General features: G+C 63.6%; 18 protein-coding genes. 2 read left to right on the top strand and 16 right to left on the bottom strand.

Translation table 11 applies throughout. From position 1 onward, the window contains the following. Nucleotides 1-78: 78 nt before the first annotated feature. On the top strand, nucleotides 79-399 hold the full coding sequence (locus AruPA_RS00520; protein WP_265634137.1) for a hypothetical protein: 321 nt from the start codon (nucleotides 79-81) through the stop codon (nucleotides 397-399). Here the strand turns inward: AruPA_RS00520 and AruPA_RS00525 are convergent. The 5 genes from AruPA_RS00525 to AruPA_RS00545 form a co-directional block, all read right to left on the bottom strand. Further along, entirely contained in the window at nucleotides 396-1,496 is a 1,101-nt protein-coding gene (locus tag AruPA_RS00525; protein WP_265634139.1) for a glycosyltransferase family 4 protein, read from the bottom strand. The two genes, AruPA_RS00520 and AruPA_RS00525, sit on opposite strands and share 4 nt — an antisense overlap. After that, a complete protein-coding gene (locus AruPA_RS00530) occupies nucleotides 1,493-2,605 on the bottom strand; it encodes a glycosyltransferase family 4 protein (protein ID WP_265634141.1) in 1,113 nt (370 codons plus the stop codon). The genes AruPA_RS00525 and AruPA_RS00530 overlap by 4 nt, the downstream gene beginning before the upstream one ends. 160 nt (nucleotides 2,606-2,765) lie before the next feature. Continuing rightward, nucleotides 2,766-3,809, bottom strand: a complete 1,044-nt coding sequence (locus AruPA_RS00535; RefSeq protein WP_265634142.1) for a GNAT family N-acetyltransferase — start codon at nucleotides 3,807-3,809, stop codon at nucleotides 2,766-2,768. 6 nt (nucleotides 3,810-3,815) lie between these two features. Beyond that, nucleotides 3,816-5,078 carry a glycosyltransferase family 4 protein gene (locus AruPA_RS00540; RefSeq protein ID WP_265634144.1) on the bottom strand — a complete coding sequence of 421 codons (1,263 nt, stop codon included), beginning with the start codon at nucleotides 5,076-5,078 and terminating at the stop codon, nucleotides 3,816-3,818. Next, a complete protein-coding gene (locus AruPA_RS00545; protein ID WP_265634146.1) occupies nucleotides 5,078-6,061 on the bottom strand; it encodes a hypothetical protein in 984 nt (327 codons plus the stop codon). Before AruPA_RS00545 ends, AruPA_RS00540 begins: the two co-directional genes overlap by 1 nt. Nucleotides 6,062-6,133: 72 nt before the next feature. Between AruPA_RS00545 and AruPA_RS00550 the strand changes: the two genes are divergently transcribed. Continuing rightward, nucleotides 6,134-7,255 carry a GNAT family N-acetyltransferase gene (locus AruPA_RS00550; protein WP_265634147.1) on the top strand — a complete coding sequence of 374 codons (1,122 nt, stop codon included), beginning with the start codon at nucleotides 6,134-6,136 and terminating at the stop codon, nucleotides 7,253-7,255. Here the strand turns inward: AruPA_RS00550 and AruPA_RS00555 are convergent, their stop codons facing one another. From AruPA_RS00555 to mtnC, 11 genes are all read right to left on the bottom strand, one after another. After that, the gene (locus AruPA_RS00555; protein WP_265634148.1) at nucleotides 7,256-7,927 is read right to left on the bottom strand and encodes a PEP-CTERM sorting domain-containing protein; all 672 of its coding nucleotides are present in this window, start codon (nucleotides 7,925-7,927) and stop codon (nucleotides 7,256-7,258) included. Nucleotides 7,928-8,100: 173 nt separating this feature from the next. Further along, a complete protein-coding gene (locus AruPA_RS00560) occupies nucleotides 8,101-8,673 on the bottom strand; it encodes a carboxymuconolactone decarboxylase family protein (protein WP_265634151.1) in 573 nt (190 codons plus the stop codon). Further along, on the bottom strand, nucleotides 8,670-10,262 hold the full coding sequence (purH, locus tag AruPA_RS00565) for a bifunctional phosphoribosylaminoimidazolecarboxamide formyltransferase/IMP cyclohydrolase (protein ID WP_265634153.1): 1,593 nt from the start codon (nucleotides 10,260-10,262) through the stop codon (nucleotides 8,670-8,672). The genes AruPA_RS00560 and purH overlap by 4 nt, the downstream gene beginning before the upstream one ends. A gap of 101 nt (nucleotides 10,263-10,363) precedes the next feature. Then, nucleotides 10,364-10,852, bottom strand: coding sequence for a CreA family protein (locus AruPA_RS00570; RefSeq protein WP_265634155.1), 489 nt, complete (start codon nucleotides 10,850-10,852; stop codon nucleotides 10,364-10,366). Then, complete coding sequence (locus AruPA_RS00575) at nucleotides 10,849-11,976, bottom strand: glycosyltransferase family 4 protein (protein ID WP_265634157.1); 1,128 nt, start codon at nucleotides 11,974-11,976, stop codon at nucleotides 10,849-10,851. The genes AruPA_RS00570 and AruPA_RS00575 overlap by 4 nt, the downstream gene beginning before the upstream one ends. 40 nt (nucleotides 11,977-12,016) lie before the next feature. Continuing rightward, nucleotides 12,017-13,036, bottom strand: coding sequence for a UDP-glucose 4-epimerase GalE (galE, locus tag AruPA_RS00580; RefSeq protein ID WP_265634159.1), 1,020 nt, complete (start codon nucleotides 13,034-13,036; stop codon nucleotides 12,017-12,019). A gap of 4 nt (nucleotides 13,037-13,040) precedes the next feature. Beyond that, a complete protein-coding gene (locus AruPA_RS00585; RefSeq protein WP_408858552.1) occupies nucleotides 13,041-14,636 on the bottom strand; it encodes a heparinase II/III family protein in 1,596 nt (531 codons plus the stop codon). A gap of 13 nt (nucleotides 14,637-14,649) precedes the next feature. Beyond that, a complete protein-coding gene (gene rpe, locus AruPA_RS00590; RefSeq protein ID WP_265634161.1) occupies nucleotides 14,650-15,318 on the bottom strand; it encodes a ribulose-phosphate 3-epimerase in 669 nt (222 codons plus the stop codon). Nucleotides 15,319-15,522: 204 nt separating this feature from the next. Next, nucleotides 15,523-15,987 carry a helix-turn-helix domain-containing protein gene (locus AruPA_RS00595; protein ID WP_265635105.1) on the bottom strand — a complete coding sequence of 155 codons (465 nt, stop codon included), beginning with the start codon at nucleotides 15,985-15,987 and terminating at the stop codon, nucleotides 15,523-15,525. Between the two features lie 356 nt (nucleotides 15,988-16,343). Beyond that, nucleotides 16,344-17,879 carry an apolipoprotein N-acyltransferase gene (lnt, locus tag AruPA_RS00600; RefSeq protein WP_265634163.1) on the bottom strand — a complete coding sequence of 512 codons (1,536 nt, stop codon included), beginning with the start codon at nucleotides 17,877-17,879 and terminating at the stop codon, nucleotides 16,344-16,346. 13 nt (nucleotides 17,880-17,892) lie between these two features. Beyond that, nucleotides 17,893-18,597 carry an acireductone synthase gene (gene mtnC, locus AruPA_RS00605; RefSeq protein WP_265634165.1) on the bottom strand — a complete coding sequence of 235 codons (705 nt, stop codon included), beginning with the start codon at nucleotides 18,595-18,597 and terminating at the stop codon, nucleotides 17,893-17,895. Nucleotides 18,598-18,604: the final 7 nt, after the last annotated feature.

Raw genomic sequence — 18,604 nt, forward strand, 5'->3', positions numbered from 1 at the left:
GTGTTAACATATTTTTAATATAAACAATCAAGACGAAACTTAAAAATGGTGTAATAGTCATTTTTTGGGAAAAACTTCATGGATATTGGCATTGTCTATCGTTCCACCGGAGTGCTCATCTATCGTTCCTTGTCGCACGTCATGACGAAGCGCCCCCATAGCGCGGGTGGCTTTGGCGAACAGACCCGCCGGCGCGGCTGGGCGCTTGGTTCGCGCCGACGGACCGTCTTCGTACGGCCCGATCGTCGAACCTGGGATCAGTACGAAGGTGAGGTCCAGCCTGGACTTGGAACGGGCGATCATGAGCGGCTTAGTTTGCGCATCGCAATTCCGGTGATGATTGCTCTGGCGCTCATGTTCTGGTGGGCGATCATCGAGATCGGAATGCGAATTTTCTAGAGGCTGTCGCGCTGCTCGATGGAATCGTTTGGTATCATGAGCGCTTCCCATCGCGCGGCCATCACACTGAAATCGAAATGCTGTTCAGCGTGACCACGGTTCGCAAAACCGATCACAGCCTGCCGTGCCGGGTCCGCCAGCAGGGCGACCATGGCCGCGGCCAGCGCCTGCGGATCGCGCGGTGTCAGAAAATCGAGGTTATCCGGTGCGACCATGCGCGCGATATCGCCCACGCGCGTCGCGGCGATGGGCAGTCCGGACGCCATCGCCTCCATCACCGAAAGAGGCATCTGCTCGGTGTCCGAGCTCAAGGCGAACATCGAAAAATCGCGATAAACCGGTGCGGGATCGGCTAGCGCGCCCAGGAAGCGCACCGGCAGGCTCAGCTCGCGCGCCATGGTTTCCAGCGCTGCGCGATCCGGCCCATCCCCCACCAGCACCAGATCGAATGCGTGGTGGCGCCGCGCGATTGCGGCGGCTTGCAGCAAGCGAGCCAGATTTTTCTCCGGCCGCAGGGCGGCGACACAACCGATCACGGCAGGGCCGCCGACCGGTCGCCCGGCGGGGACAAATTTGGCGAGATCGATGCCGTTGGGGATGTAATGAAGGGTCCGGGCAGGCAGCCGCCATACGGTCGCCGCCGTGTTCAACAAAGTCTGCGAGGGAACGATTGTGGTGCTCGCGCGGAGAAACAGCCGGCGCGTCCAAACCCGGCGGCGCAACTGACGGTCACGCTCGTCACGGCCGAAGCCATCTTCGGTGTGGATATGGCGGATGCGGGGACCAAGCTGGTTGGCGATCGCCCATTCGATCGCGCCCCAGTTGCTGGTCACCAGCAGATCAGGCTGGTGAGCGCGGATGGCGGCGGCGATCGTACGGAGGCGCTGTGGCAGCGGCTGACTCACAGACGGTACGGCGGGAAATACGACGTCAAGAGCCGGCTCCAGCCGGTCGCTGCAACCCGTGTCGTTATCGAGCGCGATGATCGTGTGAGTGAAGCGTGCACCGAAATGATTGGCAAGTGCCGCCATGCGCATCTGTGCGCCACCGGCGGCGAAACTCGGAAAGATATGCAGGATGCGTTGCTTACGGCTCATGACGGCAGCGATGCGATAACCCGGCGCGCGTTACCGGCCCAGGTGTAGTCACGGCCGATCACCTCGGCGCGTGCGGCCTGCCCGAGGCGGGTCCGCAGTGCGGGATCGGCTGCAAGACGAGCGATACAGGCCCAGAGCGCGGCCCAGTTTTCCGGCTCGAACAACAGAGCGGTCTCGCCGTCCACCAGGATCTCACGGAGATTGGGTTGATCCGGCGCCACGATGGCGCAGCCGGCCGCCATATATTCGAACAGTTTGAGCGGCGAGGCATAGTCGACCGCACGGGGTTGCAGCGCGATATCGATACCGGCAAGGAAGGCGGGCACCGCCTCGCGCGCGACCAGACCGGCGAAGCTGACGTGAGCGGCGAGGCCCGCCGATGCAACCATGGATTCGAGGATCGGCCGGGCGGGACCTTCGCCGGCAATGACGAAATCGAATTTGTCGGGACTTTCGGCCAGCGCGGTGATCACCGGTTCGATACCGTGCCAGGGTCGGACGAAACCAATGAAGCCGAGCACCGCGCGGCGACCCGTGGTTGGGGGGCGGGGCGGGAAACGGTCGAGGTTGATGCCGTTGGGCGTGATGACGAGGTTGGAGGGATCGACGCCGACTGCGGTGATACGCGCGCCGAGCACCTTAGTGACGGCGAACACACGGGTCGCGGCGCGCCACACCGCACGCTCCGTCCAACGGGCCAAACCGTGCAGTTTCAGCCCCCCATGGGCGATGCGTTCTTCGGCGAGCGGTGAATTGACTTCGACCAGAAACGGGATTTTGCGCTCACGCGCGAGCCACATGCCGGCGAGGTAGAACAAATTATAACGTTCGTAGATGAGATCAGGGTTGAAGGCGGCCGCCGCTCCGCGCAGCCGCCACCAGGCGGGGATGTTGTAAGCCAGTTCGGCCAGTTCCCCGATTGCGCCAGGCAGGGCGGCGCGCAGCCTGGCGACCCAGGTGGTTTCGGCGCCGAAACCGGTCGACTCGTAAAATGAGGGGCCGACCACCAGAACCTCATGGCCCGCGGCACGGAAAGCCGCGACGAGGTCTTCGACATGGACCGATTGGCCATCGCGCGACTGGATCCGGTGGCTGTAGAGAATACGCATGCAGAATGGGTCCTGGTTCGGCAGAAGGGGTAGGGAAGTACTGCCTTTTTGGAAGAAAGCAGCAAAAAAATTTTCTTAATCCGGGACACGGGCGTTGGCACCGGCACAGCCCTATAGGACCAAAAGTTTTTTGCTTCTTTTTTAAAAAAGAAGCGCTTGCTTAAGTCTTGTCCTTCCGTTTTCTGAGCCGACGTCTTAACGCACCAACCTGACCGCGCACCAGTGCGAGCACGCCCGCCGGTCGGCGCGGATTGATCAGCAGGGCGCCGATTCGTTCGTGCCGCTGATCGACCCAGAGGCGTTTATAGGGATCATCGCCACGACCGAAATCGAGCCTGGCGGGGCGGTCCCGGGCCAGAATGGCGGCGAGCATTTGCGCGGTCAGGACGGTTCCAGGGGATAAGGCGGTATGGGCTTCGTCATGCGCGAGTTTCAACAGCATGGCGCTGCCGCCGGACACCGCCCAGTATTGCGCGGCGATCGGGCCCGATGGTGTCGCGAGAATGCCAAGACGCAACAGACCGGCGTCGGCAAGGCTGCGCATGCAGGCGGCGTTGAACGCAGCGAAGGGTTCAGCTTGTTTCCAGGACATGGCGTAGACCTGTTCGAAGGCGCTGATGCCGGCAGCAAGGCCCGCATCGGAGTCGATGAAACTGAACGATGTGACACCCCGCGCGCGTTTGAGTTTGCGAGTGATGGTGCTGCGCAAGCGGCCCGGGCGGGTGGCGAGCCAGGCGTCGAACTCGGCGGTTTCGACCGGGGCATGCCAATTACCGAAATGGCTGAAGCGCTGGACGATGATGCCGCTGGCTGCAACCGCATCGAGGAATGGGGCGAGCCCCGGTTGTGCGGCATCGAGGGCATCGAGCCGGAGTGTACCGTGGCGGCGGGCGATGCGGGCAAAAGCGCCGCCGACAGTAGCCGGTGCGGTGCCGAGCGGCGGAGTGAAGACGAGCGAATAGGGGCTCGACAGGCCGCCAACCACCCTCCCCCGCCGGCACCAGACCGGAATTACCGCATCGGCGATGGCGACGCATCCGGGCGCGAGGCCGGGCGGCGCGGCGGCGCGGGCCAGCAGATCAAACCAGAGGTGGCTTGCGAACAGGTCGACCGTGGGGTGAACGAAGCGGGCGATCGTCCCTGCATCGAGCGCGGACCAGGCGAGGAAGCGCGCCGGACCGGCCGTGCTGTCATCCGCCGTCATGCTGGGTCACCCGGAACGAGGGCCGGGCGCGCGGTCGAGGCAGGCAGCGACGAAGTCACGCGCCTTGACCTGCCAGTCCGCGGCTTGGGCGCAGGCAAGTCCCTGGGCGGCGATACGGGCGCGCAGGGCGGGATCATCGTGTAGCCGGCGCATCGCGTCTTCGATCGTCGGGATGGCGTGGCCGTCGACGACGAGGCCGTTGACCCCATCCGTCACAGCATCGACGCTGCCGCCATCGCGTCCGGCGATCACCGGCAGGCCCGCGGCATTGGCTTCCAGGAACACCAGGCCGAAGCCTTCGGTATCGCCCGAGGGCAGCGCGCGGTTGGGCATTACGAACACATCGCCCAGCGCATAATGGTCCGCCAGATCGACATCCGCGACAGCGCCGGCGAAGATGACCGCATCGGCCACACCGGATTCGGCGGCGATGGCACGCAGATTATCGGCATAGGGGCCGGCGCCAACAACCAGAAACCGGCATTCCCGGTGATCGGCCCAGACCAAGGCGAAGGCGCGGATCGCATGGTCGATGCCCTTTTTTTCGAGCAGGCGGCACACCGAGACATAGACGAATTTATCCTCCAGACCGTAGTGCGCGACCAGGTCAGGGCGCCGCGCGCTCGATGAGAAGCGGCGGAAATCGACGCCGTTTTCGATCAGGACGATTGGCGGCGCCGGCGTACCGGCGAGCAGGGTGCGGACCGCTTCGGCGGTGAAGCGGCTGACCACGATGATGGCATCGGCGGCCGCAAGGCTGCGGCGGCGGCGGGACCAATCGGGGTCGTAATCGTCGCGCGTGGTAATTTCCTCGCCATGGATATAGACAATGCGCCGCACGCCGGGCCAGCGGCGCAGCACGGCGAACAGCCAACCCGAAGGCACAAGTTCGCCGATGCAGACCGCCCGGATTCGCCCGGAACTGAGCATGGCGCGAAGCGCCCCAAGAATACGCAACCGGATCATCAAATCTCGGACGATGAAGCGCAGCCGCCCCACACCGCCGCGCTGCGGACCGCCGATCGGGGTGCGCAGCAGGCCGAGCCGTTGAACGCGGTAGCCGGGCGCACCGGATCGGGGTTGCGCAGCAGCACGGTCGTGTTCACGCCAGCCGATCAAAGGCAGGCCATCGGTATAGCTGACGCGCGGTGCCAGCACGCTGACCACTGGCGCCGCTTCGCGGGCGAGCGCGCCGTAGACGACCGCCGAGCCACCTTGCACGGGTGGAAAGTTATTCGCGATCAGAATGATGCCGTCGGGCGCGCTCATTACCGGCAACCCGGGTCGAGGGGTTGATCGAGTAAGGCGAGGATATCGGTGGTGGCGGCGAAGCGGCAGGCGAAATCATCGGACAGGATGCAGAGGATCGACGAGAGGTCGTCGTAGAAACGGTGCAGATCGGCGCGCGAACGGACATAAGGATTGCGGCCGGGAGCCACCGAGGAGCTATGGAAACTGAGCGGCAGAATACTCTGGTCGCGGTTGAGCAGGCCCCTGACCAGGCGGATCATGGCCCGCGGGTCATTGCCCTCCGGTGAGAGGGTGATACGTTCAGCGCAGCCGATCCGCGCGAGCAAGCCGGCGAGCGGTGCCCAGGCGCCGTTCGAACGGATCAAGGCTCGGTAGAGCCGGCTGCCGACACTGCCGCCCCAGCCGACGATGGCGCGGCCGAGCGGCAGCTCGAGGATCGGCCGCCGGGCACCGAACCAGAACGGGGAAAAATCGATCCGGCTGTAGTCGGGGCCGGCTTCATCGAGCATCGAGGTTCGCGGCGCGATGCTGGTATCGATCAGGATGCCAGCCTGCTCGATCAGGGTAGCGGTCTGACGGCTGAGGCCGTAGCGGCCGGCGCGGAACACCAGCGGCGCGGCACCAAAACAGGCGGTGAAGCGCGTGCCCAGTGCGGCGAGCTTGCGGGCTTCGACCTCCGGCGCGAGATTGCCGCCGAAGGATTGCGCGGGAGTGCCATACCCTTCGAACGGCGGCGTCACCCAAGGGTGGAGCTGGATGCCCAGCGCCGCTTCACCGCGATCGCGGTAGCGGGCGAACAGGCGCACGAGATCGGGATTTTCGAGGATGGGGTAGGTGACCAGATAGGTCGGCACCACGCCGTGCGCCGTGAAGATCGGCTGCAGATCCGCGATGCGGGTCAGGTAGGCGGTGGCGTAGTCCGTGCCTTCGGTGGGGTCCGCCCAATCAAAATCTTCCTCCGTATCGATCAGCACGGTGGCGACCCTGATGGGCTTGCGCATGCTCACGGGGCGGGGGTTAGGCAGGATATCCGGGAACATTGCGGCTTTCGGCAATTCCAATACGATGACACGATGACATGGATGGCCGGGTCGAACAAGCGATGGACAACCGGCGGCGGGATGGTGGCGACGCTTCGCCCAGCTGGGGACGGGCAGCAATTGGGGGATCTGTGGCGGCGGGTCGAGGCCGAGGCCGATGGTTCGGTGTTCCAATCGTGGTTATGGCTGGGCTGCCGGTTCGATGAGCGGTTTCGCCGCGCGCTGGTACTGACGATCGAGGCGGAGGGACGGATCGTTGCGATCGGGCTGCTCGGGCATGGCCAACGGCGATTCGGGCTGAGCCAGTATTGTCTCGCCGAAACAGGAGTCGCGGATGAAGACAACGTTTTCATCGAACATAACGGGCCCCTGGTGGTGCGGGACCGGCCGGCGGCGCGGGCGGCGTGGTTCGAAGCTGCGTTGCGGCCGCACGCCGGGTTAGGCTCGATGTTGCGCCTGTCAGGTGTGGGCCCCGATGATGCGGCGGCGGCGCAGCGCGCCGGCGTCACGGATGGCGGGATGCAGCGCGTGGCACCCTGGCGTGACCTTGCGCGGTTGCGCGCGACCGGCGCCGACTGCCTCGATCTTGTTTCGGCCAATACCCGCCAGCAGATCAATCGGGCGTGGCGGCGGTATGAGGTCAGCGGTCCGATCATTGTGGCGCGGGCTGCAACGGTAGGGCAGGCCGATGCTTGGCTGGCGGCGTTGGCGGATTGGCACCGGCAGACGTGGGAGGCGCGCGGCAAAGCAGGGGCGTTCGCGGCGCGCGGATTTGAGCGGTTTCACACGGCGCTGGTGGCACGCGGTGTTGCGTGCGGCGTGGTGGATGTGTTGCGGGTGGCGGCAGGGGCGCGCGTCATCGGGTATCTGTATAATTTCGTCTGGCGCGGCCGTGTCAGCGCCTATCAGAGCGGGTTTGCGTACAATCCCGCGCAACCCCACGAAAAGCCCGGGCTGGTATGCCACGTCGCGGCGATGCGGCATTATCAGGCGCGTGGGCTGGACGGTTATGATTTTCTGGCGGGGGATGACCGGTACAAGACCAGCCTCGCCGATCGCAGTGTGACGATGCACTGGATCACCGCGGCCCCGCGCTGGAGCATGGCCGCGGCGATCCTGGCGACACGCGCCAGGATCGCGCGTTGGCGCGGCTGATCAGGCGCGATTACGGTTACGGCGGCGCAAGGCGAGGCCCAGGCCGAGCAGACCGGTGCCAAGCAGCGCAAGGGAACCAGGTTCGGGGACGTTCACAGACCCGTCAAGACTCACAGACGTGTCGCCAGAGACGTTCGGCGTGATGGTGATGGCCTGCGTGATGGAGTAAAGATCAGTCCCGGTATTGTATGCGCCATCATAAACGTTGGCGACGTTGAGACCGGAGATGGTTTTGCTGCCGAGCACCGTACCGCTGTAAATCGCGTTGGTCGAAGAGCCGTAAAGCGTATATTCGAGCGACGCTGCGGCAGGCGTGTTGTTTGTATTATTTGTCAATTGACCGGAAATTGATTGAATTTCTGCGCCCGTAAGACCACTCTCCGTCAGGTAGACCGTTACCGGCGCCGTGATGGACCCACCCCCATCGATATTAAGATCAAAATTGACGAACTGGCCGAAGTTGGTTTGACCGGTAACGGTGGCCTGCACAACGGCGTTGCTAATTGATCCCGTCGTTACGATACCATAACCTGACGCCAGAGTGGTAATTGATCCGCCGTTGATCGAATAACCCAGGGTCAGCAACGGTGCGATTGGACCAGCCAGGGCGGCCGATGCAAAACCGGCGATGGAAGCGACACTGAATACGGAAGCGAGCAAAAGTCTTTTCATCGGAATGTCCTATAGAAGGTTAAGCCTGACATTCCTAAGCAAACTTCGTGCCAAATAATTAATGTTTATTTTTCAAACTCTTAATCGTTTCATATCTGGATAGATGTAAGAAATACTGACAGAAATTTCTACATCGTTACTTAAATAATAAAATTTTGTCTAATTATTATAACTTATTCCGGAATACCAACTCTAAACGCTTTTATTGTCATTGAAATCAGCCCGTAGTAGCCGAGCACACCGACCAGGTCGACCACGCCACGGTCGCCGATTGCGTGGCGGGCTATTGCATAGGTCTCGTCGGATATCGCGCGAGTGTGGAGCAGTTCGCGCGCAAAATCGTGGACCGCCTGGGCGTCAGGTTCGGTGAAGATCGGTTGATCGCCCGCCTTGACGGCCGCGATGATCGCAGGTGCAATCCCGGCCGCCTCGGCGATCGGGGCATGGACGTGCCATTCGAACCCGGCTTGCCAGAAGGCACCCATGACCAGGATGGCGAGTTCGGACAGGCGCGGCGGCAGGGAGGAGCCGAAGCGGCAGTATTCGCCAAGCGCTTGGGCGCGGTTGGCGAGCTCGGCGCTGTGCAGCCAGACCGCAAGCGGGCCCTCGACCTTGCCGCGCGGGCCGGCGGCGATGGCATCATGGGCGGCGCGCTGGGCTTCGCTCATGCGGGCCGGATCAGGCAGGCCGAGGCGCTGGGGACCCGTTGCCTCGCCGAAAATCTTGCCGGGGGGGTGCGGGCTCAATGGCGGAAATGCCGCATACCGGTGAAGACCATCGCGATGCCGGCTGCATCGGCCGCGGCGATCACCTCCGCATCGCGGATCGACCCACCGGGCTGAATGACGGCGGTCGCCCCCGCTTCGATCGCTGCGATCAGGCCATCGGCAAAGGGGAAAAACGCATCGGAGGCGACAACCGAGCCGGCAATGCTCTCCCCCCCTTTCAGGACGGCGATACGTGAGGAATCCACTCGGCTCATCTGACCGGCACCGATCCCTGTGGTGGCACCGGCGCGCGCATAGATGATCGCGTTTGATTTGACGTGCTTCGCCACGCGGAACGCGAACAGAAGATCGTCGAACTCCGCATTGCTCGGCGCGCGCTGGGTCACGATTTTCAGGTCATCGCGCGCGATGCGGCCGGCATCACGGGTCTGCACCAAATAACCGCCTGCGACGCTACGAAATGTCAGCCCATCGGAACTGGGGTCCGGCACGGCCCCGGCGATCAGGAGGCGGAGGTTTTTCTTACGGGCAAGCAGGGCGATCGCTTCGGGTTCAGCGTCGGGTGCGATGATCACTTCGGAGAAAATACTAGCCATTTTTTCAGCTGATACGGCATCGAGACGGCGGTTGACGGCGATGATGCCGCCAAAGGCGCTGACCGGATCGCAGGCGAGGGCACGATCCCAGGCTTGCGCGAGGTCGGCACCTGTCGCCACACCACAAGGGTTCGCGTGCTTGACGATGACGACGGCCGGACGCTCGAACTCGGCGACACATTCATAGGCAGCATCGGTATCGTTAATATTGTTGTAGGACAATTCCTTGCCCTGCAACTGCCGCGCGGTCGCCACGCCAGGACGGTCGCCGGTCTTGTAGAAGGCGGCGACCTGATGGGGGTTTTCGCCGTAGCGCAGCGCCTGGTGCTTGAGCCCGGCGATCGCAAGGCGCGCAGGAAAAATCTCGCCGGTCTGCGGCGGCACGGTTTCCGTCACGCGCAGATCGGGGTCGGCATCGCCGTTGCGGGCGGTGAACCAGGTGGCGATCGCTGCGTCGTAGGTGGCGGTGCGGGTGTAGGCGGCGGCGGCGTAATGGCGGCGCTGGGTCAGGGTGGTGCCCCCGGCGGCGAGGGCGGCGGTCAGATCGGGGTATTGGGCCGGATCGGTGATGACGGTGACGGAATCGTGGTTTTTTGCCGCCGCGCGGATCAGCGCCGGGCCGCCGATATCGATATTTTCGACGCATTCGTCGAACGCGGCCCCTTTGGCGACGGTCTGCTCGAACGGGTAGAGGTTGACGACCAGCAGATCGATCGGCGGGATGCCGTGCTCGGCCATCTGGGCGACATGGGCCGGCAGGTCGCGCCGTCCGAGCAGGCCGCCGTGCAGTTTCGGCACGAGGGTTTTGACCCTACCATCGAGCATTTCGGGCACGCCGGTGTAGTCGGCGACTTCGATGACGGGAATGCCAGCGTCGCGCAAGGTTTTCGCCGAGCCGCCGGTGGACAGGATTTCGACGCCGCAGCCGGCCAGGGCGCGGCCGAGATCGAGCAGACCGGTCTTGTCGGACACCGAGATCAGCGCCCGCTGGATCGTGATTTTATCGTGCATACAGAGCCTTCAAATCGGCGGAAACGGTTTCAACGGCACAGAACGAAAGGACAGAAGTTTTTTGTTTTTTTTAAAAGGTGTTGGCTTGCCTTGATCTTTTATCAGCCTCCGCTGACCGGCACGGCGGATACCGCATTAGCCGGCGAGCCGTGGATGATTTTCGTGCTGATCAGCATATAGACCACCGCCTTGTGATCGGGGTCGACCAGGCGATAGAGGTTGAAGTGCTTGACGAGGAACGAGGCAGAGATCGCCGCGATCTGTTTTTTTGCCGGCAGCCCGGTCGGTAGCGTGACCGGGCCGGTGGCGATGCAGGAGAGTGCGAATCGCGACGGGTCGGTCGCGACGCCGAGGCTGCCCTTGACGCCGCCGGTTTTGGCGAAGCTGGCGTAACAGGCGACGTTGGGGAGTTTCGGATCTTCCAGCCGTTCGACGACGACCTTGTCGTCGGCCCCCAGGAGCCGGAAATTGGTCGAAACCGCGCCGATCCGTGTTTCGGCGTGCGCAATGCCGATGGTGGCTGCCATCGGCCGTGCCGCGAGGCCGATCAGCGCCGCTACGGCGATCAGGCGTCCGACAGAAAATTTCATCGCCCTGCTCCTTGTGTGATAGCGCGTTCATAGACCGTGAGCGTCTCGGCGCAAATAACCGGCTCGGCATAAAGCTGCGCCGCCCGTGCGCGCCCGGCCTGACCCAGCGTTGCACGCAGCGACGGATCGGCGATCAGACGCGCGAGGGCGGCGGCGAGGGCCGGTGCATCGCGCGGTGGCACCAGCAGGCCGGTCCGGTCCGCGGCCACCGCGTCGCGGCAGCCGGTTACATCGGTCGCAACGCACGGCAGGCCGCACGCCATGGCTTCCAGCAGGAATTTCGGCAAGCCTTCGCGGTACGAAGGCAGACAGGCGATGTGGCAGGTCGCGAACAGGGCCGCCATGTCATCGCAACGGCCAATCCAGGTCACATGGCGAGCGGCGCGCAGATCGGCTTCGGCCAGCGAGGCGGGATTGCCGGGGTCCGGCATGCCGGCAAGAATGAATTCCGCCCCCTGCCCGTGCAGAATCGCCGCGGCCTCGATGAATTCGCGGATGCCTTTGTCGCGCAGCATACGGGCACCCAGCACGATGCGGATGGGCGCGGCGTTCGGCACGTGGGGCCTGAACCGCACGAGATCGACGCCGGCGCCACGGATCAGAGCGGTATGATCGGCGCGGATGGCACCGGCTGAGATCATCGCGCGGCGATCTTCCTCGTTTTCGAACACCGCAATGGCACCGCGCGCACCGATGGTCGCCCGCAGGGCCGTGCTGACGAACGGCCGCAGCAGGCGTGCCTTGGCGCTGCGCGAGGCGAACACGAATCCCTGCCCGACCGGGGCGTTGATGATGGCCGGAACGCCCGCGATGCGGGCGGCGATGCTGCCGAGCAGAATGGGTTTGAGGGCGACATGGTGGACCAGATCGGGGCGGAGTTCTCGGTAGAGTGCGGCGATGCGCCGGGCCAGGCCAAATTCCGCGATCGGGTCGAGCCGGGCGCGCTTGAAATCGACGCCGTGGATATCGAAGCCCTCGGCGCGCAAGCCAGAAGCTGCGGCGCCGGTGCGGGTAATGACCGAGACGTGCCACCCGGCCGCGCGGGCGGCGCGGGCGCGGGCATAGAAATGCGAAGCGAAAAACCAGTCCTCGCCGATCAGATAGACGAGGTGGCGGGAGCGCATAGCAAGGTCACGGTAATGGGGGCGCGCGGACGCATGGCGCTCACGCGGACTGGTTGGTCAGGGCGATTTTGCTCTGCCAGCGCCAAGCGTCTCGGCACATGTCTTCGATGCCACGGGTCGCGCGCCAGCCGAGCAGAGCCTCAGCCCGCGCAGGGTCGGCGTAGCAGGCACCGACGTCGCCGGGGCGGCGCGGGGCGATTTTGTACGGAACCTTGATACCGGTCGCCGCCTCGAATGCGCTGATCATGTCGAATACCGAGTAACCGGTGCCGGTGCCGAGGTTGACGGTGAAATCGCCGTCATGGGCGAGCACGCGGCGCAGTGCGGCTTCATGGGCCTCGGCGAGGTCCATGATATGGATGAAGTCACGCACGCCCGAGCCATCATGCGTCGGGTAGTCGTTGCCGAATACATTCAAATGCGGCCGCCGGCCTTCGGCGGTCTGGCAGAGATAGGGCATCAGATTGGCCGGCACGCCGCTGGGATCTTCGCCGATCACGCCGGAAGGATGCGCGCCGACCGGGTTGAAATAACGAAGCACCGCCGCCGCCTGCAACGTGCCGGTCCGCACCAGATCGGTGATCATGCCTTCCATCACCAACTTGGTGCGGCCATAGACATTCGTGACGCGCAGGACCGCACCTTCGGTGATTGGGCAGACATCCGGCTCGCCGTAGACAGTGGCGGAGGATGAGAACACAATGCGCCCGATGCCGGCCCGGTGCATCGCGGCCAGCAGGCGCACGGTGCCGACGATGTTGGCATCGTAATAGAGAAGAGGATCGGCCTCGCTCTCGCCAACCGCTTTTTTCGCCGCGAAATGAATGACCGCATCGATCGGGAATGCGGCCAGGGCGGCGGCCATTGCCGCTTCGTCGCGAATATCCGCCTCGATCAGGGGCACCGAAACACCGGTGATCCGGTGCAGGCGGGACGGCACATCGCGCGCGGCGTTCGAGAAATCGTCGAGCAACACGACATCGTAGCCGCGCTCGAGCAGTACGACCGCCGTATGCGAGCCAATGAAGCCGGCGCCCCCGGTCAAAAGAATGCGTGCCATGCGATCAGCCCATTTTGGTCAGAGCCCATTTAACCTGTTGCAGGCCATCCTGGGTACTGGTGAGAACGATCTGTTCGGCACGGCGCGGCTCGGTGCCGCCGAAATAGATGGATTCCTCCACGGTAAGGGCAGCACCACCCGCGCGCAGCCGCCATCCCTGACCCGATGGCAGGCGGAGCAGCGCGGCTTCGTTATCCTGCTGAATGCTCGCGGTGACGTTGGGGTGAAGGTGAAACCGCAGCGTGAAGGGCTGCGGCTGGCCGGCTTCGACACTGTCTTCGCCGCGCAGATCTTCGCCGCTTTCGGACAGATAAAGCCGGCGGCGATGAATGGCGTCGAACGGTTTTTTCCAACCATCGTGACTCGCCTCTAGCCAATGGGCCCCGTTTGCCTCGTGGCGCGTGAGCTCGACACTACTCGGTCTGCGCCCGAGGCCCTCAGGTCTGATTTCGGAAGAGGAGACATCGGCGATGATCAGCGTGGAGTGAGCCGCGGTGGCACGTAGCGCATCGCACCAATCGGTGGCGGAAGCAGGCGCCGCTCCGCAATTTACGATCAGCCGTTCGCGTCCCACCGAGAATTCGAACGCCAGCGTTCCGGCGTGGGCGAACCGGTCCATCCCCTGGCCGGGCGGCGCGCCGGCATCGATGATGATGGTCGTCTTGCCCGCACTGAGGCGATGAAAACCCGACTGGGCGAGCGATACATTGCTGCGCCCGGTGCGGCCGGCCTGGCTCAGCACAAGGTCGATCAAATTGGGCCAGTCTTCCGCGGTGCCATTGAACAGTGCGAGGCCGCCATCAGCATGGCGGAGTGCGCGCAGCGCCACAGCCATCCGCTCGATCGTGCCCGGCAGCTGCGGCGGAGCCTCCGCGCGGGCGGATTGCAGCAAGGCGCGAATCTCGGTGAGGTCCTGCAACGCAGCAAGGTGGGCGGCGGGGCTGCGTTCGGCGTGTGAGCCATCCGGCAGGATCTGGCGAGTAATTTCCGGCACCAGAAATTTCAGGGCGCGCGGCAGAAAGGCCGCATGTTCGGGCAAGGCGACCGAGGCGGCGATCAGCCCCTTGATGGCGGTAAACGCGCGCCCGTCGCGTGCTTCTACCGGCAGGGCAGCGGCCAGGTGCCGTGCATCGTGCACCAGGCGGCCCATCAGCATCTGGCGGAAATCGTCATCGGCGGAGGCCGCGAAGAAATCGTAATGGCCGAGCCAGGCCGTGAGACGGGCACCGCTGACCGGCGGCGCGGTTACAAGGGCGGGGAGTTGATCGCAGCCGATCCAATCCGTGATCAGCGCGCGGGCGCGCGAGCGGGCAGCATCGGTGCCGAGGGCGCGCAGATCGCGCAGCCAACTAAAGCCGTGAATATGCGCGAGCATCAAAGGTGAAGCATCGCTTGCCGTAAAACCGCCCGGGCGCAACGGGCGCAGCGCGCCGCGATACTCGAGTTCACCCTTGATGATCCGCGCCCCGCGGCCAGGCTCGCCGGGCCAGGGATCGCGCACGGGCAAGGCCGGCGCGTCCGGCACACCGCCGCCACGCAGCGTGGCGAGTTTGGCCATCCATTGCCGGGCGCCGCGCATCATCGGGCCACCCTCACTCATGACCGGGCGCTCGTCATGAAGACTTGAGCGCCGCGATGGCGGTGGCATAGTCGGGCTTGCCGAAAATGGCGCTACCGGCGATCAGCACATCGGCACCGGCCTCAACCGCCTGCAAGGCCGTGACCGGGTCTATGCCGCCATCCGTTTCGATGTGGATGGCGCGGCCAGTCTGGCGGATCATCGCGCGCAGAGCCGCAATTTTCGGCAACTGGCTGGCGAGGAATTTCTGACCGCCGAAACCCGGATTGACGGTCATGACATTAATAATGTCGATCAGGTCGAGCACGTTGGCCACCGCATCGACCGGGGTGGCGGGGTTGAGCGCAACACCGGCTTTCTTGCCCAGCGCGCGAATCGCCTGCAGCGAGCGATGCAGATGGGGCCCGGCCTCGGCGTGAATTGTGATGTGATCGGCGCCGGCCGCGGCAAACTCGGCAAGATAGGCGTCGACCGGGGCGATCATCAGATGCAGGTCAAACACGAGCTTGGTATGCGGGCGGAGCGCCTTGATGACCAGGGGACCGAAACTGATGTTCGGAACGAAATGCCCGTCCATGACATCAAGATGAAGCCAATCGGCCCCTGCCCGCCCGATGGCCGCGACTTCGTCGTTCAGGCGACCGAAATCGGCGGCAAGCAGGCTGGGTGCGATGATCGGTGCCGCTTTGGGTTGTTCCCTCATGCCTATGCTTGTAGCGAAGTGTGTCACGCCTTCACAAGCACGGAACCGCTTTAATGTTCAGGCTTTAATATCGATGCGCCGAATGACCCCGGTCCACGCGCCATTTCGGACCCCACCGCAAGATTTTAAACGCCGGCTGCGAATTGTCGCAATCATGCGACGCTAAAACGTCTGCCAACGGCATGACGTGCCGGCGCCCTCGCCTTATTCGGACGGAAACGTGTCGGACGGGGCAAGCGACTTGATCAGATCGAACATCCGTTTCCGGACCGTGGGTTCGGCAATGCGGTAATACGCGCGGACCAGTTCGAGCGTTTCACGCTTGGTCATATGATCGTCGAGGCCGACACCAAACGGCTCCTGTGTCTCAGCGAAGCCGTGGCTGCGACCACGTGGGCCGGACATCGGCGTCGCATCCATCCCCTCGGGCATATCATCAAAAAAGAAACTGATCGGCACATCGAGCACGCGGGAGATGTCGAACAAGCGTGATGCACCTACACGATTGACGCCGCGCTCGTATTTCTGAACCTGCTGGAAGGTCAGCCCGAGAGCATCACCCAACTTCTCCTGCGACATCCCCAGGAGCGTACGCCGTAGCCGGATGCGTGAACCGACATGGACATCGATCGGACTTGGACGCCCATCCCGCTCGCTACGGTCACTCATCTCATTTGCCAACCTGGTCACTTCTGGCTCTCCGAGCGTCGGGCCGCCAAGGGCACCGCTGCCAAATCGATTGTAATCTTTGATCATAACACCGTCATGGTGCCGCTTACGTCATTCTTACGCTGCGGCCTGAAAAGCCGGAACCAGCGAGCTATCCCAAATTTTTAGCCTTCACTCTGCCTTAGTATCGTCAAAACATATTACCTTGTCTATATTTTAAGAAAAAAATACATCATGAGGCTAATTCTACCACAGATCGCCATTACAGGACGGACCTGACAATCTGCAATAGCAGTTCCTTCAAAATTCTGCAAGCTCGATCAAATTTTAAGACATTTTTTTTCTGTCACATTAACCTAAGGCGTTATAGAGAATATAAGCATAACAAACGCTAGAGCCACTGAATAAAATGCAATGATCCCAGCCATCGTTAGCCCGAATTTGGCATAGGGTGTTGGCGCCAATGCAACCGGAAGTCGATGAACCAGGACACCCCGGCGATCAAGGCCCAGCCGGGCCAGAATGCGGCCATGCGGCCCGATCACGGCGGAAATTCCCGAGTTGGTATCAACCACGAGGGGCAGCCCTTCCTCGACCGCGCGCAACCGCGTTGTCGCGAAGTTCTGGCGCGGGCCGGTGCTGTCGCCAAACCAGGCGTTGTCGCTGATATTAAGCAGCCAGCCTGGGCGATCAGCCGCGTCGACGATCTGGCCGGAAAAGATCGACTCGTAGCAAATCAGCGGGCCAACCGCCGGTATCCCGGGCACATGCAGCGTGCGCGGGCCCGGGCCAGCCGCAAAACCGCCGCCCGGCGTTATTTTGAATGGAATGACCGCCGGCGTGTATTCGCCGAAGGGTACCAGTTTCCACTTGTCATACCAGGCGACCGCCGGACCTGGACCATCGACGGCGATAAGCGAATTATAGACCTTACCGGTCCGACCGTAACGAAACGACCCGGCAAGCACAGGCGTCGCCCCGGTAATGGCGGCGATCGCGGCGCGCGCCGATGCATCGGTCTGCAATAGCGCGGGGCTCGCGGTCTCCGGCCAGACGATGACTTTCGGGCCGGTACCCGCCTGCTGCATGGCCTGCTGCGTCATGTGAAGGTCGCGCCGCCAGCGCGCCTCGAGCGCGGGCCGCGTGAAACTGCCCGGCACCGGGAAGCGCGGCTGGATCATCGCAACTGTCAGCGTACGGTCCGGCGCCGGGCCGGCGCCGGTACGGATGAGGCCGAAGCTGATCCAGCATACCATGAGTATTGCGCTCGCGACCCAGCCGCGCCGGCCGAGCAGCGGCAAACCCGCGGCAATACAGGTGAGCAAAGTGAGGAGGTAAATACCGCCCCAGGCGGCCGGCTGCATCATAATCACGCCGATCTCGCCGGGAATCGCCCAGTCCGCACCCCAGAAATTCCAGGGAAACCCCGTGAACAGAAATTGTTGGGCCAGATTGGCCATCACCATGACGCCCGCGAACATCAGAACCATCGCCACGGCGGCAGCCTGGTTGCGGAACGGCCGAACCCAGTACACCGCGACGGCGGGGAGCATGAAATAGCAGGCCGTGGCCGCGGCCAAACCGGGTGCCGCGATTGGCACCGCCCACCAGAATTGCTGTGCCATGATCAGCATGGGTTCGGTGACCCAGAACAGACCGAACAGGTTGAAGCCAAAGCCGAAGCACCAGCCGATCCAGATCGCGCGGCGCCAGCCGCCTGCCCGGGCGAGGCTGCGCAGCAAGCCGGGGACTACCAACCATAGCAGTGGCACCAGATAAAAAGGCGGCAATGCCAGGGCCGCGAGCAGCCCGAGGCCGAAGGCGCGCCATGGGTCCGTCTTGAGTCGTGCGGGCAGCGTTGCCGTCCACCGGCGTTGGGTCAGCGTTGACATCGAGCAGCCTCCGTTATTGCGGCTGGGATAGGCCGAATTGCCGGGCGACGCTGGTCAAATTCGCGGCATGAGGGTGCGTCGTACCGGCGAGGGTCCCATCTGCCGGACGGACCAGCTGGCAGACCGCAAACCCGGCCGCTGCCGCCGCGGTGAGTTCAGCGTCCACATCGGACAGAAACAAAATGCTCCCGGCGGGCGCCGCAAGGCTGCGGGCGATCGCGGCGTAGCTGGCAGCCTCCCGTTTCGGGCCCATCCTGGTGTCGAAAAATTCACTGATCAGGCTGAGTCGATCACCGGCAGGACTATGGCGGAACAGCAGGCGCTGGGCCTGTTCGGAACCGGATGAATAGACCGCAAGGGTGGTGCCGGCGTCATGCCAGGCTTGCAGGGTGGGCAGCACATCGGCGTAGAAATCGCTGGTCAACGCGCCATCGGCGAAGCCCTGCGCCCAGATCCGACCCTGGATATGTTTGAGCGGCGCGAGTTTCGCATCGCGGTCCATCAACGCCAGTAACGTTTCCAGTGGCGGCGCGCCTGGCGTGATCCGATCAAGTTCGGCCAAAGCCGCCACAATGTCGGGCTCACTCGCGTGGCTTGCCAGGAAACGGGCAAGACGCACGCGCGCGTAGGGAAACAGCACGTCATGCACGAAGCTGATCGGTGCGATCGTGCCCTCGATATCGAGCAGCACGACCGCCGGCGGCGCGGTGTCAGGCATTAGTCGA

It is taken from the genome of Acidiphilium sp. PA (genome assembly GCF_026191915.1).
GTDB lineage: Bacteria > Pseudomonadota > Alphaproteobacteria > Acetobacterales > Acetobacteraceae > Acidiphilium.